Source organism: Mammaliicoccus sp. B-M6 (assembly GCF_022386965.1).
Lineage (GTDB): Bacteria > Bacillota > Bacilli > Staphylococcales > Staphylococcaceae > Mammaliicoccus > Mammaliicoccus sciuri_A.
Map to the genome: position 1 here is coordinate 1 of NZ_JAJNHJ010000017.1, position 18,186 is coordinate 18,186.

The window sequence follows — 18,186 nt, forward strand, 5'->3', positions numbered from 1 at the left end:
ACGATAGTACACAGTTGAAACCTATGGTTGAAAGATTAGAAGCAAAAAATATGTTGCCAATCACATTAGCAGTAGACTCTGGATACAAAACTCCATTCAATGCGCATTATTTACTTGAGAAATCGATTGTACCTGCAATGCCATATACAAGACCAAAAGGAAAGCCAGGCATATTTAAATCCAAAGAGTTTATTTATGATGAATATTACGATAGTTACATATGTCCAAATGATGAATTCCTTACTTTTAAGAGAACTATGCCGACAGGGCATAGATTATACAAATCTGATCCTACTATATGTAAAACATGTCCACTATTAAATGAATGTACAGAAAACAGAAACTATACTAGAGAAATTCGAAGACATGTTTGGCAAGACGATTTAGATATAATCGAAGATTTACGATTTATAGATACTATTAAAAAAGCATATAAACTAAGAAGCCAAACAGTAGAAAGACGATTTGGTGATGCAAAAGAACAGCATGGTATGAGATGGACAAGATATAGAGGTATTAAAAAAGTTTCCATGGACACCACGCTTATTTGTGCTGCCATGAATCTTAAAAAGTTGGCAATGTGGCTAGTAAAAGAGCCACAAATAGCCTAGATTAAACGTAGTTTAATCATGATTTTAGTGGAAATTATTAATCTATACAAAAAAACAAACTGAACTTATAAATTTAAGTTCAGTTTGTCCACAGTCTGAGGAGATGCGTTCGCATCTCCTTTTTGTTATGTTACATTTCTCTAAACAATCCAACAACTTTACCTAATACTGTAACGTTATCTAAATAAATAGGTTCCATTGTACTGTTCTCTGGTTGAAGTCTATAACGCGTTTCTTCTTTGTAAAAACGTTTAACTGTAGCTTCATCATCTTCTGTCATTGCAACTATGATATCACCATTCTCAGCGATTGATTGACTACGTACGATTACTTTATCGCCGTCTAGTATACCAGCTTCGATCATGCTATCACCGACAACATCTAATATAAAGATATTGCTATTATGTGTTGATGTGAAATGTGCTGGTAATGGGAAGTATTCCTCTACATTCTCTACAGCTGTAATAGGTATACCTGCTGTAACTTTACCGATAACTGGAACGTGAATGGTGTTCTCTTGGTTAATGTTCTCTCCAACTGTTTCTGTAATTTCTATTGCTCGTGGTTTAGTTGGATCACGTTTAATATAGCCCTTTTCTTCTAGTCTTGATAAATGACCATGTACTGTAGAGCTTGACGCTAAGCCGACTGCTAAACCAATTTCACGTACGCTAGGCGGATAGCCTTTCGTTTGTACTATATGTTTGATGAATTGATATATTTCAGATTGACGTTTAGTTAATTCTTTCATAGTCGCACGCTCCCAATTAATTATTTAAATTTATTATAGCACATACGTTTCCTTTGAACAAACATTTGTTCGTATTTTTATTGACTACGAACAGTTGTTCTGTTATTATGATAATACAAACAAACGTTCTAGGAGGAATTGAGTATGACAATTACAATTAAGAAGACAGTATTAGTGTATATCGCAGTATTCTTAATGACTCTATTAATTGGATATTTATATTTAGCTCAGTCTAATGATCTTTATAATACAGAACAAACGTACGAAATGACCGATCATCAAATTAAACAACAAAGTGATAATCAACATAACCATATATCTGATTCCAATACATTAGTAGGGTCAATAGATTGAATTTAAACACGAGTAAATCCATTTGGATTTACTCGTGTTTTTTGGTATCTTTTATGTATAAAGAAAGTGGGGATATTATGCTAGATAAAGCAAAAATAGAAAGAATCAATGAATTAGCGAACAAAAAGAAATCTGAAGGTTTAACAGATAGTGAAGCTAAAGAACAAACAAAATTACGTGCTGAGTATTTACAAGCTTTCCGCGGTAATTTTAAAAATACAATAGAGAACACTAAAATCATAGATCCAGAAGGTAATGATGTAACACCTGAAAAGGTAAAAGAAATTCAAAAAAATAATAATATAAGAAAGTAAGTATAAATTAAGTAATAATAATTAATTTTTGAAAAAATTTCATGTATAATGAAAAGGGATTACAAGAATAAAGGAGACTACATTTATGTTTAACGAAAAAGATCAACTTGCAGTAGATTCAATCCGTGCTTTAAGTATAGATGCTATTGAAGCAGCTAACTCAGGACATCCTGGTTTACCAATGGGTGCTGCACCTATGGCATATGCATTATGGACTAAGCATTTAAATTTCAATCCACAATCTAAGAACTATTTTAATAGAGACCGTTTTGTTTTATCTGCTGGTCATGGTTCTGCATTACTATATAGTTTATTACACGTTTCAGGTAGTTTAGAACTTGAAGAAGTGAAGAACTTCAGACAATGGGATTCTAAAACACCTGGACATCCAGAATTTAGACATACTGATGGTGTAGAAGTTACAACAGGACCTTTAGGACAAGGTTTTGCTATGAGTGTTGGTATGGCAATGGCTGAAAAACACTTAGCAGGTAAATTTAATAAAGATAAATACGATGTAGTAGATCATTACACATATGTTTTAGCAAGTGATGGTGACTTAATGGAAGGTATTTCTCATGAAGCAGCTTCATTAGCAGGTCACTTAAACCTTGATAAATTAATCACTTTATATGATTCTAATGATATTTCATTAGATGGTGAATTGAATAAAGCATTCTCTGAAAATGTTAAAGAAAGATTCACATCATATGGTTGGAGCTATATCTTAGTTGAAGACGGTAATGACTTAGAAGCTATTGATAAAGCGATTACTGAAGCTAAAACATTAGAAGGTCCAACATTAATCGAAGTTAAAACAGTTATCGGTTATGGTGCGCCTAATAAAGCGGGTACTAATGGCGTGCATGGTGCTCCATTAGGTGAAGAAGAACGTGAATTAGCATTAAAAGCATACGGTTTAGATCCTTCTAAACGCTTTAATGTACCTCAAGAAGTATATGACATCTTCAGTGAAACAATGCTTAAACGTGCAAATGAAGACGAAGCAGCTTGGGAAAAATTAGTTGAAGCATATACAAATGAATATCCTGAATTAGGACAAGCATTTAAACAAGCTATTTCTAATGAATTACCAGTTGATTATGATAAAGAATTACCAGTTTATGAAGCTGGAAATAGCAGTGCAACACGTGCGGATTCAGGTGAAGTGATTCAAGCATTAAGTAAATCAGTACCAGCATTCTTTGGTGGTTCAGCTGACTTAGCATCTTCAAACAAATCAAATGTTAAAGGTGAAGCTGACTTTAGTAGCGAAACTCCAGAAGGACGCAATGTTTGGTTTGGTGTTCGTGAATTCGGTATGGCTGCTGCAGTTAACGGTATGGCAGTTCACGGTGGTGTTAAACCTTATGGTGCAACATTCTTCGTATTCAGTGACTACTTGAAACCAGCTGTTAGACTTTCAGCAATTATGGGTGTACCTTCAACATTTGTATTCACACATGATTCAATTGCTGTCGGTGAAGATGGTCCAACACATGAACCAGTTGAACAATTAGCTGGATTAAGAGCGATTCCTAACTTAAATGTGATCCGTCCTGCAGATGGTAATGAAACAAGAGTAGCATGGAAAGTAGCTTTAGAATCTGAAACAACACCAACAGCTTTAGTGTTAACAAGACAAAACTTAACAGCTTTAGATGTTGAAGAATCAGTATTAGAAGAAGGCGTTCGTAAAGGCGGATATGTTGTATATCGTTCTGAAATCGAACCTGAATACTTATTAATCGCATCTGGTTCTGAAGTTTCATTAGCTGTAGATGCAGCTAAAGATATCGAAGCACAAGGTAAAGGTGTACAAGTTGTATCATTACCTAACTGGCATGCATTTGATCAACAAGATGCTGAATATAAAGCATCAGTATTACCAGCATCAATCACTAAACGTGTAGCAATCGAAATGGCATCTTCTCTAGGTTGGCATAAATATGTTGGCCTTGAAGGTAAAGTCATTACAATTGATACATTCGGTGCAAGTGCGCCTGGTGACTTAGTAGTTGAAAAATACGGATTTACAAAAGAAAATGTATTAAACCAAGTATTAAGCTTCTAAAGAATGTTAAAAAAGCCTCATCCAAGAAACTTGGCTGAGGCTTTTTCATTTTAAACATTAAGTTTCATCTTGATAAAATGTAATGAATTTAGTAAACTTTTATAGGATACAGAAAGTGGGTGAAATAATGGCAACGTGGTTAGCAATATTATTAATCGTCGTGGCATTAATCGGTGGGCTTGCACTTGGATTCTTCCTTGCACGTAAATATATGATGGATTACTTGAAAAAGAATCCACCAATTAACGAAGAAATGTTACGTATGATGATGATGCAAATGGGTCAAAAACCATCTCAAAAGAAAATTAATCAAATGATGACAATGATGAATAAGAATATGGATCAAAAAATTAAATAATCTTATATTAATCATAAGTAAAAATAAAACGTATAACCGTGATATTTTTAAACGAGTCTCAGACGTACACAACAGTCTAAGGCTCGTTTCTTATTTTGTTTAAGTTTTCACTTATTGTTCAAATAAAGGTGTTTTAACTTAATTGTTATTTGATAAAATAGAATATGAGTGAGAGGGGGATCATTGTGGAAATCACAGTATTTGTAGCTTTTGGTGCAGGCATATTAAGTTTCGTATCTCCTTGCGTATTACCCATTTATCCAGCTTTTATTTCTTATATAACAGGCATGAGTTATGACGACATCAAAACTAAAGGACTTAGTCGTAATGCAATCTTACATACGATTATCTTTTTGCTTGGTTTTAGTGTTATATATATGATACTTGGAATGGGTATAGGATATATTTCTGGTATGTTGATTAATTACCAAACGTTAATCAGGCAATTAGGTGCCATTATTATTATTGTATTTGGTCTCATTATATTAGGTGTATTTCAACCACAATTTCTAATGAAAGACCGTAAAATAAATTTCAAGACGAAACCCACAGGTTATATAGGTACTTTTCTTATAGGTATGGCATTTGCTGCAGGATGGACACCTTGTAATGGTCCGATTATTGCAGCGATCGGTACGTTAGCTGCTACTAATTCATCACAAGCATTACTGTATATGTTGTTATATGTATTAGGATTCAGCATTCCATTTTTCGTACTAACATTCTTTATAACTAAATTACAAATTATTAAAAAGTACAATGTTGCTATCATGAAGTTTGGTGGTATAATTATGATAATTATGGGAATATTACTGTTCTTTGATTTATTAACAGAGATCACGATATTCTTCCAATCATTAGGTTTAAATTAAATATTATTGATATTTCGTACTTATAAGGGGTTTTAGATATGTATTTCCTTTTTTCATTTGTAATAGCAGCTTTAATGGGATTGGCAGTTATTGTTGTTAGAATGAAAGCACAAAATTATCCAACGAATGCTAAAAAGATCGTATTACCGCCGTTTTTTATGGCTACAGGTGCATTAATGTATGTTGTACCGTACTTTAGATTAAATGGCAGTGAAATTATAGAAGCAATTTTAGTTGGTTTGTTCTTTTCTCTATTTCTTATCTTTACTTCTAACTTTGAAGTTAAAGGATCAGAAATTTATATGAAACGTTCTAAATTATTTCCGGTTATTTTAATATCGTTATTAATCATTAGATCAGTCGGTAAATTTTTCTTAAGTGATTCAATCGATCCAGGTCAATTAGCAGGTATGTTTTTCTTACTCGCATTTAGTATGATTGTACCTTGGAGAATAGCCATGTATGTTAAATATAAAAAATTAAAAGACCGTATGCCAATTGTAAATTAAAAAAACAACGCACATCTCAATTATTGAGTGTGCGTTGTTTTTGCATTTGAAATTTCTTCTCTATGATCAAAGATAGAAAATTTATTCTTCTCATCATCAGCTAATTCGAACAATTTTAAATATGGTGTATAATCTATATTAAGTTCGGTTAGCTTTTTCTTCATGAATTTGTGATCTCTTTTTGGTGTTGCTACGATATATCCTCTCATGATATGGTCAAGTTCGATTGTTGTGGCATGTTCTTCTAATGCAATTTTAGAGACACGACCACCTATCTTTTCTTTCGCAACATCCCTAAATAATTCTGGAACAGGTGAAACGAGTTCGTTTAATAAACTACGTGCTTCATCATTCCATAATGGTAAAGCTTTATTAATGTAGTAGTCTTGCCAATCAAGTTCACTCATACCATTATCTTTAGGCATACGTTTTAAGAATTTACGAAACATAAAGAATCCACCGATTGCAAGTAACGAAATAAATACGATGCACCATAAAATAATAAAAAATATAAATGCGTTACTCAATGAAATCACTCCTTAGATTTAGTATAAATGAAGCGTTTCAACCTGTCTAATAAATATTATAAAAGGAGCTATAAAATGAAAATTTTACATACTGCTGATTGGCACATTGGTAAAACCATCAATGGTCAATCCTTAATAGAAGATCAAAAGTATATACTTTCAAAATTATTCGATGCAATTAAAGAACATCAGCCAGATATTGTTGTGATTAGCGGTGATTTATATGACTTGCACTATCCTAATAAAGAGGCAATGGTTGTTCTTGAAGATGCACTTTCAACAATCAATTTAGAACTTAACACACCAATAATAGCCATAAGTGGTAATCATGATGGTAAAGAACGTTTAAACTACGGGGAAAGATGGTTCGAAAAAACAGGCTTAAAAATTATAACAGGGTACAATCAGTTGCTTGAACCTATTAAAGTGAATGATGTCAATATATACGTGATGCCTTACTTTACACCTGCTGATATTAGACATGTATTTGAAGTGAAAGATATTCATACACATCAAGAAGCGACTGAATTTATAGTTAATAAAATGAAAGAAGTTATAAATGAAGATGAAACGAATATTTTAATAGGTCATTTATTCGTTGCTGGTGGTGAATCGACAGACTCTGAAAGACCATTATCTATTGGGACTATAGAAACAGTTAGTGCGCAAACCTTTGATATATTCGATGCTGTATTATTAGGGCATTTGCATCACCCATTTGCAATACAGTCTGATTACATATTTTATTCTGGAACACCAATGCAATATTCATTTTCAGAGGCAAACCAAGCTAAAGGATATAGACTATTTGATTTTGGTCATAAATCTTTTAAACAGTCATTTATTCCAATAGAACCTAGAAGAGCATTTCAAGTGATACAAGCAAGCTATGAAGATGTCATACATGAAAAGTTAGACATCAAAAATCGTGAAGACTATTTTCACTTTAAATTATCTGATATGGACCATGTGACAGATCCACTGATGAAGATAAGAAGTATATATCCGAATACACTACAAATATCTAGGCAAGATTATGAAGTTGCAAATGATGAAATAGATGTGGATGTTCATACTTTGACGGATTTAGAAATTATTGAATCGTTTTACGATCATGTAACGGGAGAACCGTTAGAAGGTATAAAAAGAGAGAAAATTATCGCATTGTTAGAAAATGATTTAAATAAGGGGGCACAAGAATAAGATGAGACCTTTATTATTAAAGATGCAATATTTTGGACCATTTATAAATGAGGAAGTTGATTTTACACATTTATCTAAATCACAATTGTTTTTAATATGTGGTAAGACAGGGTCAGGAAAGACGATGATCTTTGATGCGATGGTTTATGCTTTATTTGGTAAGACATCGACAGAATCGCGTGAAGAAGTTGATTTACGAAGCCATTTTGCTGATCCTAAGTTACCTACAAAAGTAGAATTTGAATTCGAAATTAAAAATGAGCAATATAGCGTCGTAAGAACTGTGAAATATATTAAAGAAGGTAATAAAAACCCTACCAATGCCACTGTTGAAGTTTATAAAAAAGTAAATGATAAGTGGTCATTAGAAACCAAAAGCATTAATACAAGTAATGATTATTTAAAAGCATTATTACATATGAATGTTAAGCAGTTTAGACAAATATTGATTCTTCCACAAGGTGAATTCAAACAGTTTCTCGTTTCAAACAGTACAGATAAAAGAAGTATATTAAGAACACTATTCGATAGTAATCGTTTTGAGTCGTTACAAGAACAATTAGAACTAGAAATGAAGAAAGAAATCGCATTAATCGAAAGTCACTATCAAAAAATCACACAGTATATAAATGATATGCATGATTTTGATGATGAAACGTTACAAGAACATAAACAAGTTGAAGGGTATCGTTATGAAGTGATTCAAGATGCATTAACGTCGTATGAAGCGGTAGGACAAGACAAGTTGAAAGAAATAGCAGAATTGAAGGCTAAAAAACAGCAGCATGTAGATGAAATTGAAAATGTCTTTGAACGGGAGAAAGCATTAAAAGCAAACTTTGAAACGTTAAAAGTTAAAGAAGCAGAATTAAATCAGTTGAAAAGTGAAGAAAAAGAAATAAATGATTTAAAGAAACAAGTCAAATACTTAAAAAGTGTACAGTCTTTAACATATCAATATGACCAACTTAAAGATAAAGAAACTAATCATACAAATGAATTAAAAAATGATGAAGTACTTCAAAAACAAATAAGTGACAATGCGCGAAAATTAGAAGCAATTGTACAACAAATAAATGATCTGCATAAAGAACATGAACAAATAGAAGAATATAGAGCATTTGTTCAAAATACGAAGCATATAAAAGTAAATATTGAAAAATATATAGAAGCAGAACAAGACATCGTAAAACAACAAGAAAAACAAGTTACTTTAAAAAAGGCAATTGAACAAAATAAGCAAGAAGCGGATGAACTTCATAATAAACTTGAACACATTACTTATGATGAACAAGATGAACAAACACAATTAAAAGAACAAGAAACAATGAAGTTAACATTACAAGGTCTAGAAACAACACAAAAACTGTATGCAGATAAACAAGCATTGGAAGAGAAAGTACAAGCATATAATCGTCAATTAGTAGAATATGAAAATGAAAAAACATCACTCGAACAACAAAACGATGCCGAAAATACATTTGATATATTGAATGTTGAAGATGAAATATTAAAAATTCAAAAGCATGTTCATAAAGGTGAAGATTGTCCTATATGTGGATCGATTATAGAAACAATCAATGGAGATGTTGATTTTGAAAGCTTAAAACAAGAAAAAGCGAAGCAATTAGAAGTTGAACAGCAGTTACAAGTAGTAAATCAACACATTACGACTTATAAAGAAAGAATTAATTTAACGAATGAACAATTGAACAAGCTAAGTGATGTTAAGGATGTGCAAAAGGATATAGCATCATTGAATGAAAGACTTGAACAAATAGTGAGTACTTTAAAAACATATCAAGAGAATCGTCAGCATATTCAACATCTAAAAATAGAAATAAGCGATGCAGAAAAGCAAATGACAGAACACACATTGCAATTAAATGATTTAAATCATAAAGTATCGACATATGAAAATGATTTAGCGTACTTTAATAAAGAGACGGGATATAATGAAGTATCATCATTTGTTGAACGAGTGAATACGGTAGAACAAACATTATCCAAGTTTGATCAAAGTATGAAACAATTGAACGAACAACAAGAACACTATCAAAAAGATAAGCAAACATTACAAATGCAACATGCTACGGTTAAAGAACGTTTATCTATGATTAAAGAACAAATTAAATCTACAAAAGACTATTTAAATACCGAAATGAGCAAACATGACATTTCATCATATGCTCAGTTAGATGAATTGTTGTTACAAGTAGAGGATATTGATCGATTAGAAGAAAGCGTTCAGCAATATGATAAAAAATATATAGAAGTTGAAGCGGTCGTTAAAGAGCTTAGTAAAAAGGTAAAAGATCAAGAAATGCCTGATATCGCTAATACGGAAGAACAATTAATAAGTGCTAAAGATTCTCTGAATAATTTAGTTAAACAATTGAATCAACTGCAATTGAAGGTTGAACAAAATGATCAAAAATCTAAAGCGATTCTTAATGTGATAGATAAGATTAATCAAGACCTTAAAGAACAAGAAGAAATGATTGATTTATCGAGAACTATGAATGGGAAGAATAGCCAGAAATTATCATTGGAAAATTATGTGCTTATTTATTATTTAAATCATATATTAGATAATGCAAATAGACATTTTCTTAAAATGACGAATAATCGCTATCAACTCGTACGTAGAAAAGAAAAGTCACAAGGGTTAAGTGGTTTGGAAATAGAGGTGTTTGATAGATTTTCAAATAGGACGAGACATATTACGTCATTATCAGGTGGGGAAACATTCCAAGCGTCGTTGTCATTAGCAATAGGGTTGTCGAATGTTGTCCAGCAAGAAGCGGGTGCCATTCATTTAGAATCGATGTTTATCGATGAAGGATTTGGTACGTTAGATGCTGAAACTTTAGAAACTGCGCTCGATACACTCGTTAATATACAAATGTCCGGTCGTTTAGTTGGTATTATATCTCACGTATCTGAATTAAAGACGAGAATTCCTACCATATTAAATGTAAACAAGAATGGATTTTTAAGTACAACGGCATTCTCGAATAATTGAATGACACACCAAAGACATAAATAGCTTAAATTATGTATTTAAGTTGTGATTTTTATTTGATATATTTTAACTAACAGAGTTATGGGAGTGTTAGGATGAAAAAGGGAATATTTCTAATATTGGTTGCAAGTATGATGATGATAATGAGTGCATGTAGTAATAATGCGATTGAACCGGACAGTCAATTTGGCAATAAAATGCAGTCATTCAATGTAACTGATCAAAATGGTCATAAATTTTCACAAAAAGATATGAAAGGAAAAGTGTATATCGCTGACTTTATCTTTACGAATTGTGAAACAGTATGCCCTCCAATGACATATAATATGAGTACTGTTATTGATCAACTTGAAAAAGATGGTGTCAAAAATTATGGGGTATTAAGTTTTAGTGTGGATCCAGAAAATGACACACCGAAAAAACTTAAAGATTACGTTAAACAATATAATGTACCAGATAATAAATGGACATTATTAACGAATTACGATTTTAAATTTATTAAACAATACGCACAAGATAACTTTAAATCAATTGTGGCGCCACCACCAAAAGGTAGTACTCAAGTGACACATGGTACAAGTTTCTATTTAATAGATCAGAATGGAAAGATTATTAAATCTTATAGCGGACAGGATGCTGGGGATAAAAAATTCCCTAAATCTGAAATTGTAGCTGATGTTAAGACATTAGTAGAAGAAGGCCCTGTAGAAGATTAATAAAGATATAAAAAAACCATCGATTATTGAACAATCAATAATCGATGGTTTTTTAAATATGTAAAACTTACTTTTCGCGCAAAGCGTCGCGGATTTCTGTAAGTAATACAGTTTGTTCATCAACTTCTTCTTCTTCTTCGCCTTTTTTCATAACAGTATTTGCAATTTTAATGAATACAAATAATGCGAATGCGACGATTAAGAAGTCAATGATAGATTGGATGAATAGACCGTACTTGATACCCATTAATGACCATTTTTCAGCGAAGTCTACTTCTCCAAAAATTAATCCAATAAGTGGCATTATGACGTTCTCAACTAAAGATGTAACAATTTTGTTAAAGGCAGCACCAATAACAACGGCGATTGCTAAATCTAAAACGTTACCTTGCAATGCAAAGTCTTTAAATTCTTTTAATAATGACATATTAAACACCTCCTTATCGAATTTTATCATACATGAATATGGCGCAAAAAGAAATAGTCAATTTGATTTTAGGTGTAATATTTGTTAAAGTGGTGAATGTTGCTGTTTTCATATATCACTTATTTGAAAATATCACGAATAAAATAAGTTAAAACGGGAATACATAATTTAAAGTTTGTTATTTTGAAAGGAGAATTATAATGGCCAATATTCCAACATATCCAAATGGAAGAAAAGTTTCAAATGTTTTTACAATTAGTGCCATCGTTGTTGCAATCATTGTTGCACTTGGTGTTATTTTCCCATCTCAGTTTGGTGAGATAACGGGTAATATCAGTGCATGGATTTCAAAATACTTTGGTTGGTATTACATGATTATTACAATTGGTATGGTATTTTTCTGTGTTTTCATTATATTCAGCCCAATTGGAAAGTTAAAACTCGGTAGACCACATGATAAACCAGAATTCAATACAATTTCTTGGTTTGCAATGTTATTCAGTGCTGGTATGGGTATAGGACTTGTGTTCTATGGTGCAGCTGAACCAATGTCTCATTTTGTTTCGCCACCAAACGCAGACCCTGAAACTAAAGCAGCAATGACTGAATCAATGCGATCTACATTCTTACACTGGGGTTTCCATGCTTGGGCAATCTACGGAGTAGTTGCTTTAGCATTAGCTTATTCTCAATTTAGAAAAGGTGAACCTGGTTTATTATCTAAAACATTAAGACCAATTTTAGGTGATAGAGTTGATGGTCCTATAGGTATCATTATTGATGTGTTATCAGTATTCGCAACTGTAGTAGGGGTTGCCGTATCATTAGGTATGGGTGCTTTACAGATCAATGGTGGATTAGAATATTTATTTGGTGTTCCGAATAATATCGTTGTACAAGGTATCATCATCGTTATCGTAACGATTTTATTCTTAATGAGTGCATGGAGTGGACTTAGTAAAGGTATCCAATATTTAAGTAATTTAAATATTGTTTTAGCTTCACTTTTACTGATTGTTACTTTAATTATCGGTCCAACAATTTTAATATTAAATATGTTCACATCATCAACTGGTGCGTTATTTGATTCATTCTTTTTCAATAGTTTTGATGTAGCACCATTAAATCCTCAAAAGAGTGAATGGTTAAATTCATGGACACTTTATTATTGGGGTTGGTGGATGAGTTGGAGTCCATTCGTAGGTATATTCATTGCCCGCGTTTCTAGAGGACGTTCAATTCGTGAATTTATTTTAGGTGTTATGCTTGTACCAACTATCATTAGCTTTATTTGGTTCAGTGTATTTGGTGTAACAGGTATTGAAGTTGGTAAGTCAACACCAGAAGTATTTAAAATGACAACAGAAACTCAATTGTTTGGTGTATTTAATGAATTACCAATGGGTGCGATTCTGTCAATAATTGCATTAGCACTAATCTGTACATTCTTTATCACTTCTGCAGACTCAGCTACATTCGTTCTAGGTATGCAAACAACTTATGGATCATTAGAACCATCAGGTAGAGTGAAGATTGTATGGGGTGTTGCACAATCACTTATTGCATTCGTACTATTATTATCTGGTGGAGATGCTGGATTAAATGCATTACAATCAGCAGCAATTATTTCAGCATTCCCGTTTAGTTTCATTATCATTATGATGATTGTCGCTTTCTATAAAGATGCAAACCAAGAAAGAAAATATCTTGGATTATCGATTACACCGAATAAGCATCGTATGAAAGAATATGTAGAAAAATCTAAACGAGAATATGAACAAGAATTAAAAGAACAACGTCGTTTAGCAAGAGAAATGGAAGATTAATATAAGTGATAGGCTGAGACAAATTGATGTCTCAGCCTATTTTTATATATAGTTGATAATCATTATCAATTAATAACTAAAAATTATGTATATTTGAAAATACATAAGAAAAACTTATAGTATCCTATTATAAACTTGAATGATAAATATATTCATTTTTAAGCGCAATGTATTGTTTTACTAAAGTATTGATTATACAATTGTATATGAAGCATTAACTTGCACAATTTTAAAGGGGGAACAAATAATGAGCTCAAGTTTAAAAGAACAATCTAAAAAATCTTTTGAATTGAACGGCAAAACATACACGTTTTATAGCTTAAAAACATTAGACGAATTAGGTTTATCTAATGTTGATAAACTACCGTATTCTATTCGTGTATTATTAGAATCAGTATTAAGACAGTTTGACGGACGTGTCATTAAAGAAGAACATATTATGAATTTAGCAAAATGGGGTAAATCTAACGATGCTAATGCAGAAGTACCATTTAAACCATCACGTGTTATTCTACAAGACTTCACAGGTGTACCTGCAGTTGTAGACTTAGCTTCTTTACGTAAAGCGATGGATGATGTTGGTGGAGATGTTTCTAAAATCAACCCTGAAGTACCAGTTGATTTAGTTATTGACCACTCTGTACAAGTAGATAGCTATGCATTACCAAATTCATTAGAAATGAATATGAAATTAGAATTCGAACGTAATATCGAGCGTTACCAATTCTTAAACTGGGCAACAAAATCATTTGATAACTATCGTGCTGTACCACCAGCTACTGGTATTGTTCACCAAGTTAACTTGGAATACTTAGCAAGTGTTGTACACATTAGAGAAGAAGAAAATGAACTTGTAACTTACCCAGATACTTTAGTAGGTACTGACTCACATACAACAATGATCAACGGTATTGGTGTATTAGGTTGGGGTGTAGGTGGTATTGAAGCCGAAGCAGGTATGCTTGGTCAACCTTCATACTTCCCAGTTCCTGAAGTTATCGGTGTTAAATTAACAAACGAATTACCACAAGGTACAACAGCTACTGACTTAGCTTTACGTGTAACTGAAGAGTTACGTAAGAAAGGTGTTGTAGGTAAATTTGTTGAATTCTTCGGTCCTGGAGTAGAAAAATTACCTTTAGCAGATAGAGCAACAATTGCTAATATGGCGCCTGAATATGGTGCGACATGTGGTTTCTTCCCAGTAGATGATGAATCATTAAGTTACTTACGTTTAACTGGACGTTCAGAAGAACAAGTTAATGTCGTAGAGAAATACTTAAAAGAAAATAATATGTTCTTCAATGCTGAAAATGTAGAACCAACATATACAGATGTTGTAGATCTAGATTTATCAACAGTTGAGGCATCATTATCTGGTCCTAAACGTCCACAAGATTTAATCAAATTAAGCGACATGAAAAAATCATTTGTTGAATCTGTGACTGCACCAGCAGGTAACCAAGGTCATGGTTTCGATAAATCAGAATTTGATAAATCTGTAGATATTGAATTACAAGATGGTACGAAGACTTCAATGAAGACTGGTGACATCGCAATTGCAGCCATTACTTCATGTACAAACACATCTAACCCATATGTAATGTTAGGTGCAGGTTTAGTAGCGAAAAAAGCAATCGAAAAAGGCTTAAAAGTACCAGATTACGTTAAGACTTCATTAGCACCTGGTTCAAAAGTTGTTACAGGTTATTTACGTGATGCTGGATTACAAGAATATTTAGATGATCTTGGATTCAACTTAGTTGGTTATGGTTGTACAACTTGTATCGGTAACTCTGGTCCGTTATTACCTGAAATTGAAAAAGCGATTGCTGACGAAGACTTACTTGTTACTTCAGTATTATCTGGTAACCGTAACTTCGAAGGTCGTATTCATCCATTAGTTAAAGCGAACTACTTAGCATCACCACAATTAGTTGTTGCTTATGCTTTAGCTGGTACTGTTGATATCGACTTACAAAATGATCCAATCGGTAAAGGTTCAAATGGAGAAGATGTATACTTAAAAGACATCTGGCCATCAATTGAAGAAGTTAGAGACACTGTATTATCAGTTGTTACACCTGAATTATTTAGAGAAGAATACAAAACAGTATTTGAATCTAATGAAGTTTGGAATCAAATTGAAACGACAGATCAACCATTGTACGACTTTGATCCTAATTCAACATATATCCAAAACCCTACATTCTTCCAAGGTTTATCTAAAGAACCACAAGATATTCAACCTTTAAGTGATTTAAGAGTTATGGGTAAATTTGGTGACTCAGTTACAACTGACCATATTTCTCCTGCAGGTGCAATCGGTAAAGATACACCAGCTGGTAAATACTTGCAAGACCATGATGTAGCAATTAGAGACTTTAACTCATACGGTTCTCGACGTGGTAACCATGAAGTTATGATGAGAGGTACTTTTGCGAACATTCGTATTAAGAACCAATTAGCACCTGGAACTGAAGGTGGATTCACAACTTACTGGCCAACAGAAGAAGTAATGCCTATCTTTGATGCTTCAATGAAATATCAAGAAAATGGTATTGGTTTATGTGTACTTGCTGGTAATGACTACGGTATGGGTTCTTCACGTGACTGGGCAGCTAAAGGTACAAATCTTTTAGGTGTTAAAACAGTTATTGCTCAAAGTTACGAACGTATTCACCGTTCTAACCTTGTTATGATGGGTGTATTACCTTTACAATTCAAAAAAGGTGAATCAGCAGATAGCTTAGGTTTAACTGGTAGAGAAGCCATTTCAGTAGATATTCATGAAGGTGTTAAACCACGTGATATTCTTAAAGTAACTGCTACTAGCGAAGATGGTAAAGTGACAGAATTTGAAGCTTTAGCAAGATTCGACTCTGAAGTTGAAATTGACTACTACAGACACGGTGGTATTCTACAAATGGTATTAAGAAATAAATTAGCACAATAATATAAAGCTCATTCATATTAGAGCAGTAGATATTCTTTGTAAATTGAATGTCTACTGCTTTTTATATAAACATTAAATATATGTATTTAAAAGAATATAATCACAGGCGCAATTATATTTATGTTATGATTAGGTTAAGGAATTTAGAAAGAGGGATTGAATCATGATTTATAGTGAAACACCAATAGATGTTAGATATGCAGAGACAGATAAAATGGGCGTTGTTTATCACGCAAATTATGCGATTTGGTTCGAAGTAGCGAGAACAGATTACATTTATAAAGCGGGATTTAGTTACGCAGATATGGAGAATGCAGGGATTATTTCTCCTGTAGTTGATTTGAATATTACTTATAAAAAGTCTATAACATATCCAGAAAAAGTTATTATTAAAACGTGGATTTCTCATTATTCACCTATAAGATCAATTTATTCTTATGAGATATTAAATGAACAACGAGAAGTTGTATCAACAGGATCAACAACACATGTGTGCTTGAAAAAAGGTTCAAACAGACCAATTAGATTAGATAAGAGTTTTCCTGAATGGCATAAAGCATATTTAAAAATTCATGAAGAAACTGAACAAGGTGTAGATCGTAAACTATAATAAATAAGCAGATGTGTTTCGCTAAATACACGAAATACATCTGCTTTTATAGTTTATCTTGAAGCTTTGACTTCATATTTAATTTCTCCATTATCATTTAAATCAATTACTAAGTCATTATCATCAAAGTACCATAAATCTTTTTCATCAATAAAAAATGGAATATCGTTTTTCTCGTCTTTAAAACCAACTTCAGAAGAACTTAATTCTTCTACAGTAAATGCGGGTGAGAAGCCTTGTTTTAACTGAAATTCACCGCCATAACGAACAAAAAATCGTAAGGCTTGATCATCATTGAATTCTAATTCATCTTTAAACCATTCGATAGCTTTTTCAGTAATTTCTAAATTCATAGTGCATTCTCCTTTACATCCATTTGATTTTTGGTTCTTGTCCTTTGAATATTCTTACGATATTTGATTGGTGTCTGACGAGCAGTATAACCAATATTGCAATAGATACGATTAAGAAAGGTATATCACCAATGATAATTGCACCTATAAAACAACTTATACCCGCTACAATACTAGATAATGATACATATTTAGTTAAATATAGAATTACAAAGAATATAATAGCTAGTATAATTAATAGTATCGGATGTACACCTAGAACAGCACCTGCACTTGTTGCAACGGCTTTTCCACCTTTGAATTTCAAAAATATTGGAAATACATGTCCGACTACTGCACAAATACCTACAAATATGCTAGGAATATCTACATTAAACCATATTGGGAAGAAAACTACAATAAAACCTTTGAAGATATCTAAAAACATCACGATAAATCCAGCTTTTTTTCCTAATACTCTAAATGTATTTGTAGCACCTAGGTTGCCACTTCCAAATTGTCGAATATCTTTTTTATAAAATAACTTACCTAACACAAGGCCACTTGGGAAGCATCCAACTAAGTAGCTAAGTATAATAACAACAAATGTCATTATTGAAACACTCCTTTGATAGCAGGTACTAATAGTTTACCATAACTGTATATCGGTTACTATTTAAAAATATGATAATGTCTGTACAATGTAAAGGGAAATTGTACC

The 18,186-nt window shown here is 32.4% G+C and carries 18 protein-coding genes; 13 read left to right on the forward strand and 5 right to left on the reverse strand.

Annotated elements, in window-relative coordinates:
• A partial coding sequence (locus LQ693_RS07820; protein ID WP_239703147.1) for a transposase occupies window positions 1-611 on the forward strand: 611 nt, incomplete at its 5' end.
• Window positions 612-741: 130 nt separating this feature from the next.
• On the opposite strand, the gene lexA is transcribed toward LQ693_RS07820, so the two are convergent.
• The gene (gene lexA / locus LQ693_RS07825; RefSeq protein ID WP_025905896.1) at window positions 742-1,362 is read right to left on the reverse strand and encodes a transcriptional repressor LexA; all 621 of its coding nucleotides are present in this window, start codon (window positions 1,360-1,362) and stop codon (window positions 742-744) included.
• A gap of 144 nt (window positions 1,363-1,506) precedes the next feature.
• On the opposite strand from lexA, the gene sosA reads away from it, so the two are divergent.
• From sosA to LQ693_RS07855, 6 genes are all read left to right on the forward strand, one after another.
• Window positions 1,507-1,716 (forward strand): DNA damage-induced cell division inhibitor SosA, encoded by a 210-nt coding sequence (gene sosA / locus LQ693_RS07830; RefSeq protein WP_107565978.1) that lies wholly within the window; start codon window positions 1,507-1,509, stop codon window positions 1,714-1,716.
• Between the two features lie 77 nt (window positions 1,717-1,793).
• Entirely contained in the window at window positions 1,794-2,030 is a 237-nt protein-coding gene (locus LQ693_RS07835; protein ID WP_107565979.1) for a DUF896 domain-containing protein, read from the forward strand.
• Between the two features lie 85 nt (window positions 2,031-2,115).
• Window positions 2,116-4,104: a transketolase gene (gene tkt / locus LQ693_RS07840; RefSeq protein ID WP_049318962.1), complete on the forward strand. Its 1,989-nt coding sequence runs from the start codon at window positions 2,116-2,118 to the stop codon at window positions 4,102-4,104.
• A gap of 127 nt (window positions 4,105-4,231) precedes the next feature.
• Window positions 4,232-4,462 carry a YneF family protein gene (locus tag LQ693_RS07845; RefSeq protein ID WP_025905903.1) on the forward strand — a complete coding sequence of 77 codons (231 nt, stop codon included), beginning with the start codon at window positions 4,232-4,234 and terminating at the stop codon, window positions 4,460-4,462.
• Window positions 4,463-4,647: 185 nt separating this feature from the next.
• Window positions 4,648-5,334, forward strand: a complete 687-nt coding sequence (locus LQ693_RS07850; protein WP_078104443.1) for a cytochrome c biogenesis CcdA family protein — start codon at window positions 4,648-4,650, stop codon at window positions 5,332-5,334.
• A 38-nt stretch (window positions 5,335-5,372) separates the two neighbouring features.
• On the forward strand, window positions 5,373-5,843 hold the full coding sequence (locus tag LQ693_RS07855) for a CcdC family protein (protein WP_025905907.1): 471 nt from the start codon (window positions 5,373-5,375) through the stop codon (window positions 5,841-5,843).
• 20 nt (window positions 5,844-5,863) lie between these two features.
• On the opposite strand, the gene LQ693_RS07860 is transcribed toward LQ693_RS07855, so the two are convergent.
• Window positions 5,864-6,370 (reverse strand): DUF2621 family protein, encoded by a 507-nt coding sequence (locus LQ693_RS07860; RefSeq protein ID WP_025905909.1) that lies wholly within the window; start codon window positions 6,368-6,370, stop codon window positions 5,864-5,866.
• Between the two features lie 75 nt (window positions 6,371-6,445).
• Between LQ693_RS07860 and sbcD the strand changes: the two genes are divergently transcribed.
• The 3 genes from sbcD (at window position 6,446) to LQ693_RS07875 (ending at window position 11,314) form a co-directional block, all read left to right on the forward strand.
• Window positions 6,446-7,573 carry an exonuclease subunit SbcD gene (gene sbcD / locus LQ693_RS07865; RefSeq protein WP_025905911.1) on the forward strand — a complete coding sequence of 376 codons (1,128 nt, stop codon included), beginning with the start codon at window positions 6,446-6,448 and terminating at the stop codon, window positions 7,571-7,573.
• Between the two features lies 1 nt (window position 7,574).
• The gene (gene sbcC / locus LQ693_RS07870) at window positions 7,575-10,598 is read left to right on the forward strand and encodes an exonuclease subunit SbcC (protein WP_103360572.1); all 3,024 of its coding nucleotides are present in this window, start codon (window positions 7,575-7,577) and stop codon (window positions 10,596-10,598) included.
• Window positions 10,599-10,693: 95 nt separating this feature from the next.
• The gene (locus LQ693_RS07875; protein ID WP_103360571.1) at window positions 10,694-11,314 is read left to right on the forward strand and encodes an SCO family protein; all 621 of its coding nucleotides are present in this window, start codon (window positions 10,694-10,696) and stop codon (window positions 11,312-11,314) included.
• Window positions 11,315-11,381: 67 nt separating this feature from the next.
• Here the strand turns inward: LQ693_RS07875 and mscL are convergent, their stop codons facing one another.
• Window positions 11,382-11,741 carry a large conductance mechanosensitive channel protein MscL gene (gene mscL / locus LQ693_RS07880; RefSeq protein WP_025905918.1) on the reverse strand — a complete coding sequence of 120 codons (360 nt, stop codon included), beginning with the start codon at window positions 11,739-11,741 and terminating at the stop codon, window positions 11,382-11,384.
• Between the two features lie 200 nt (window positions 11,742-11,941).
• Between mscL and LQ693_RS07885 the strand changes: the two genes are divergently transcribed.
• From LQ693_RS07885 to menI, 3 genes are all read left to right on the forward strand, one after another.
• A complete protein-coding gene (locus tag LQ693_RS07885; RefSeq protein WP_107565981.1) occupies window positions 11,942-13,567 on the forward strand; it encodes a glycine betaine uptake BCCT transporter in 1,626 nt (541 codons plus the stop codon).
• Window positions 13,568-13,814: 247 nt separating this feature from the next.
• Window positions 13,815-16,523 (forward strand): aconitate hydratase AcnA, encoded by a 2,709-nt coding sequence (acnA, locus tag LQ693_RS07890; RefSeq protein WP_103360569.1) that lies wholly within the window; start codon window positions 13,815-13,817, stop codon window positions 16,521-16,523.
• 163 nt (window positions 16,524-16,686) lie between these two features.
• Complete coding sequence (gene menI, locus LQ693_RS07895) at window positions 16,687-17,133, forward strand: 1,4-dihydroxy-2-naphthoyl-CoA hydrolase MenI (protein WP_025905924.1); 447 nt, start codon at window positions 16,687-16,689, stop codon at window positions 17,131-17,133.
• Window positions 17,134-17,186: 53 nt separating this feature from the next.
• On the opposite strand, the gene LQ693_RS07900 is transcribed toward menI, so the two are convergent.
• Window positions 17,187-17,486: a HesB/YadR/YfhF family protein gene (locus tag LQ693_RS07900; RefSeq protein WP_025905926.1), complete on the reverse strand. Its 300-nt coding sequence runs from the start codon at window positions 17,484-17,486 to the stop codon at window positions 17,187-17,189.
• Between the two features lie 13 nt (window positions 17,487-17,499).
• Window positions 17,500-18,081 (reverse strand): glycerol-3-phosphate 1-O-acyltransferase PlsY, encoded by a 582-nt coding sequence (gene plsY, locus LQ693_RS07905; RefSeq protein ID WP_025905927.1) that lies wholly within the window; start codon window positions 18,079-18,081, stop codon window positions 17,500-17,502.
• Window positions 18,082-18,186: the final 105 nt, after the last annotated feature.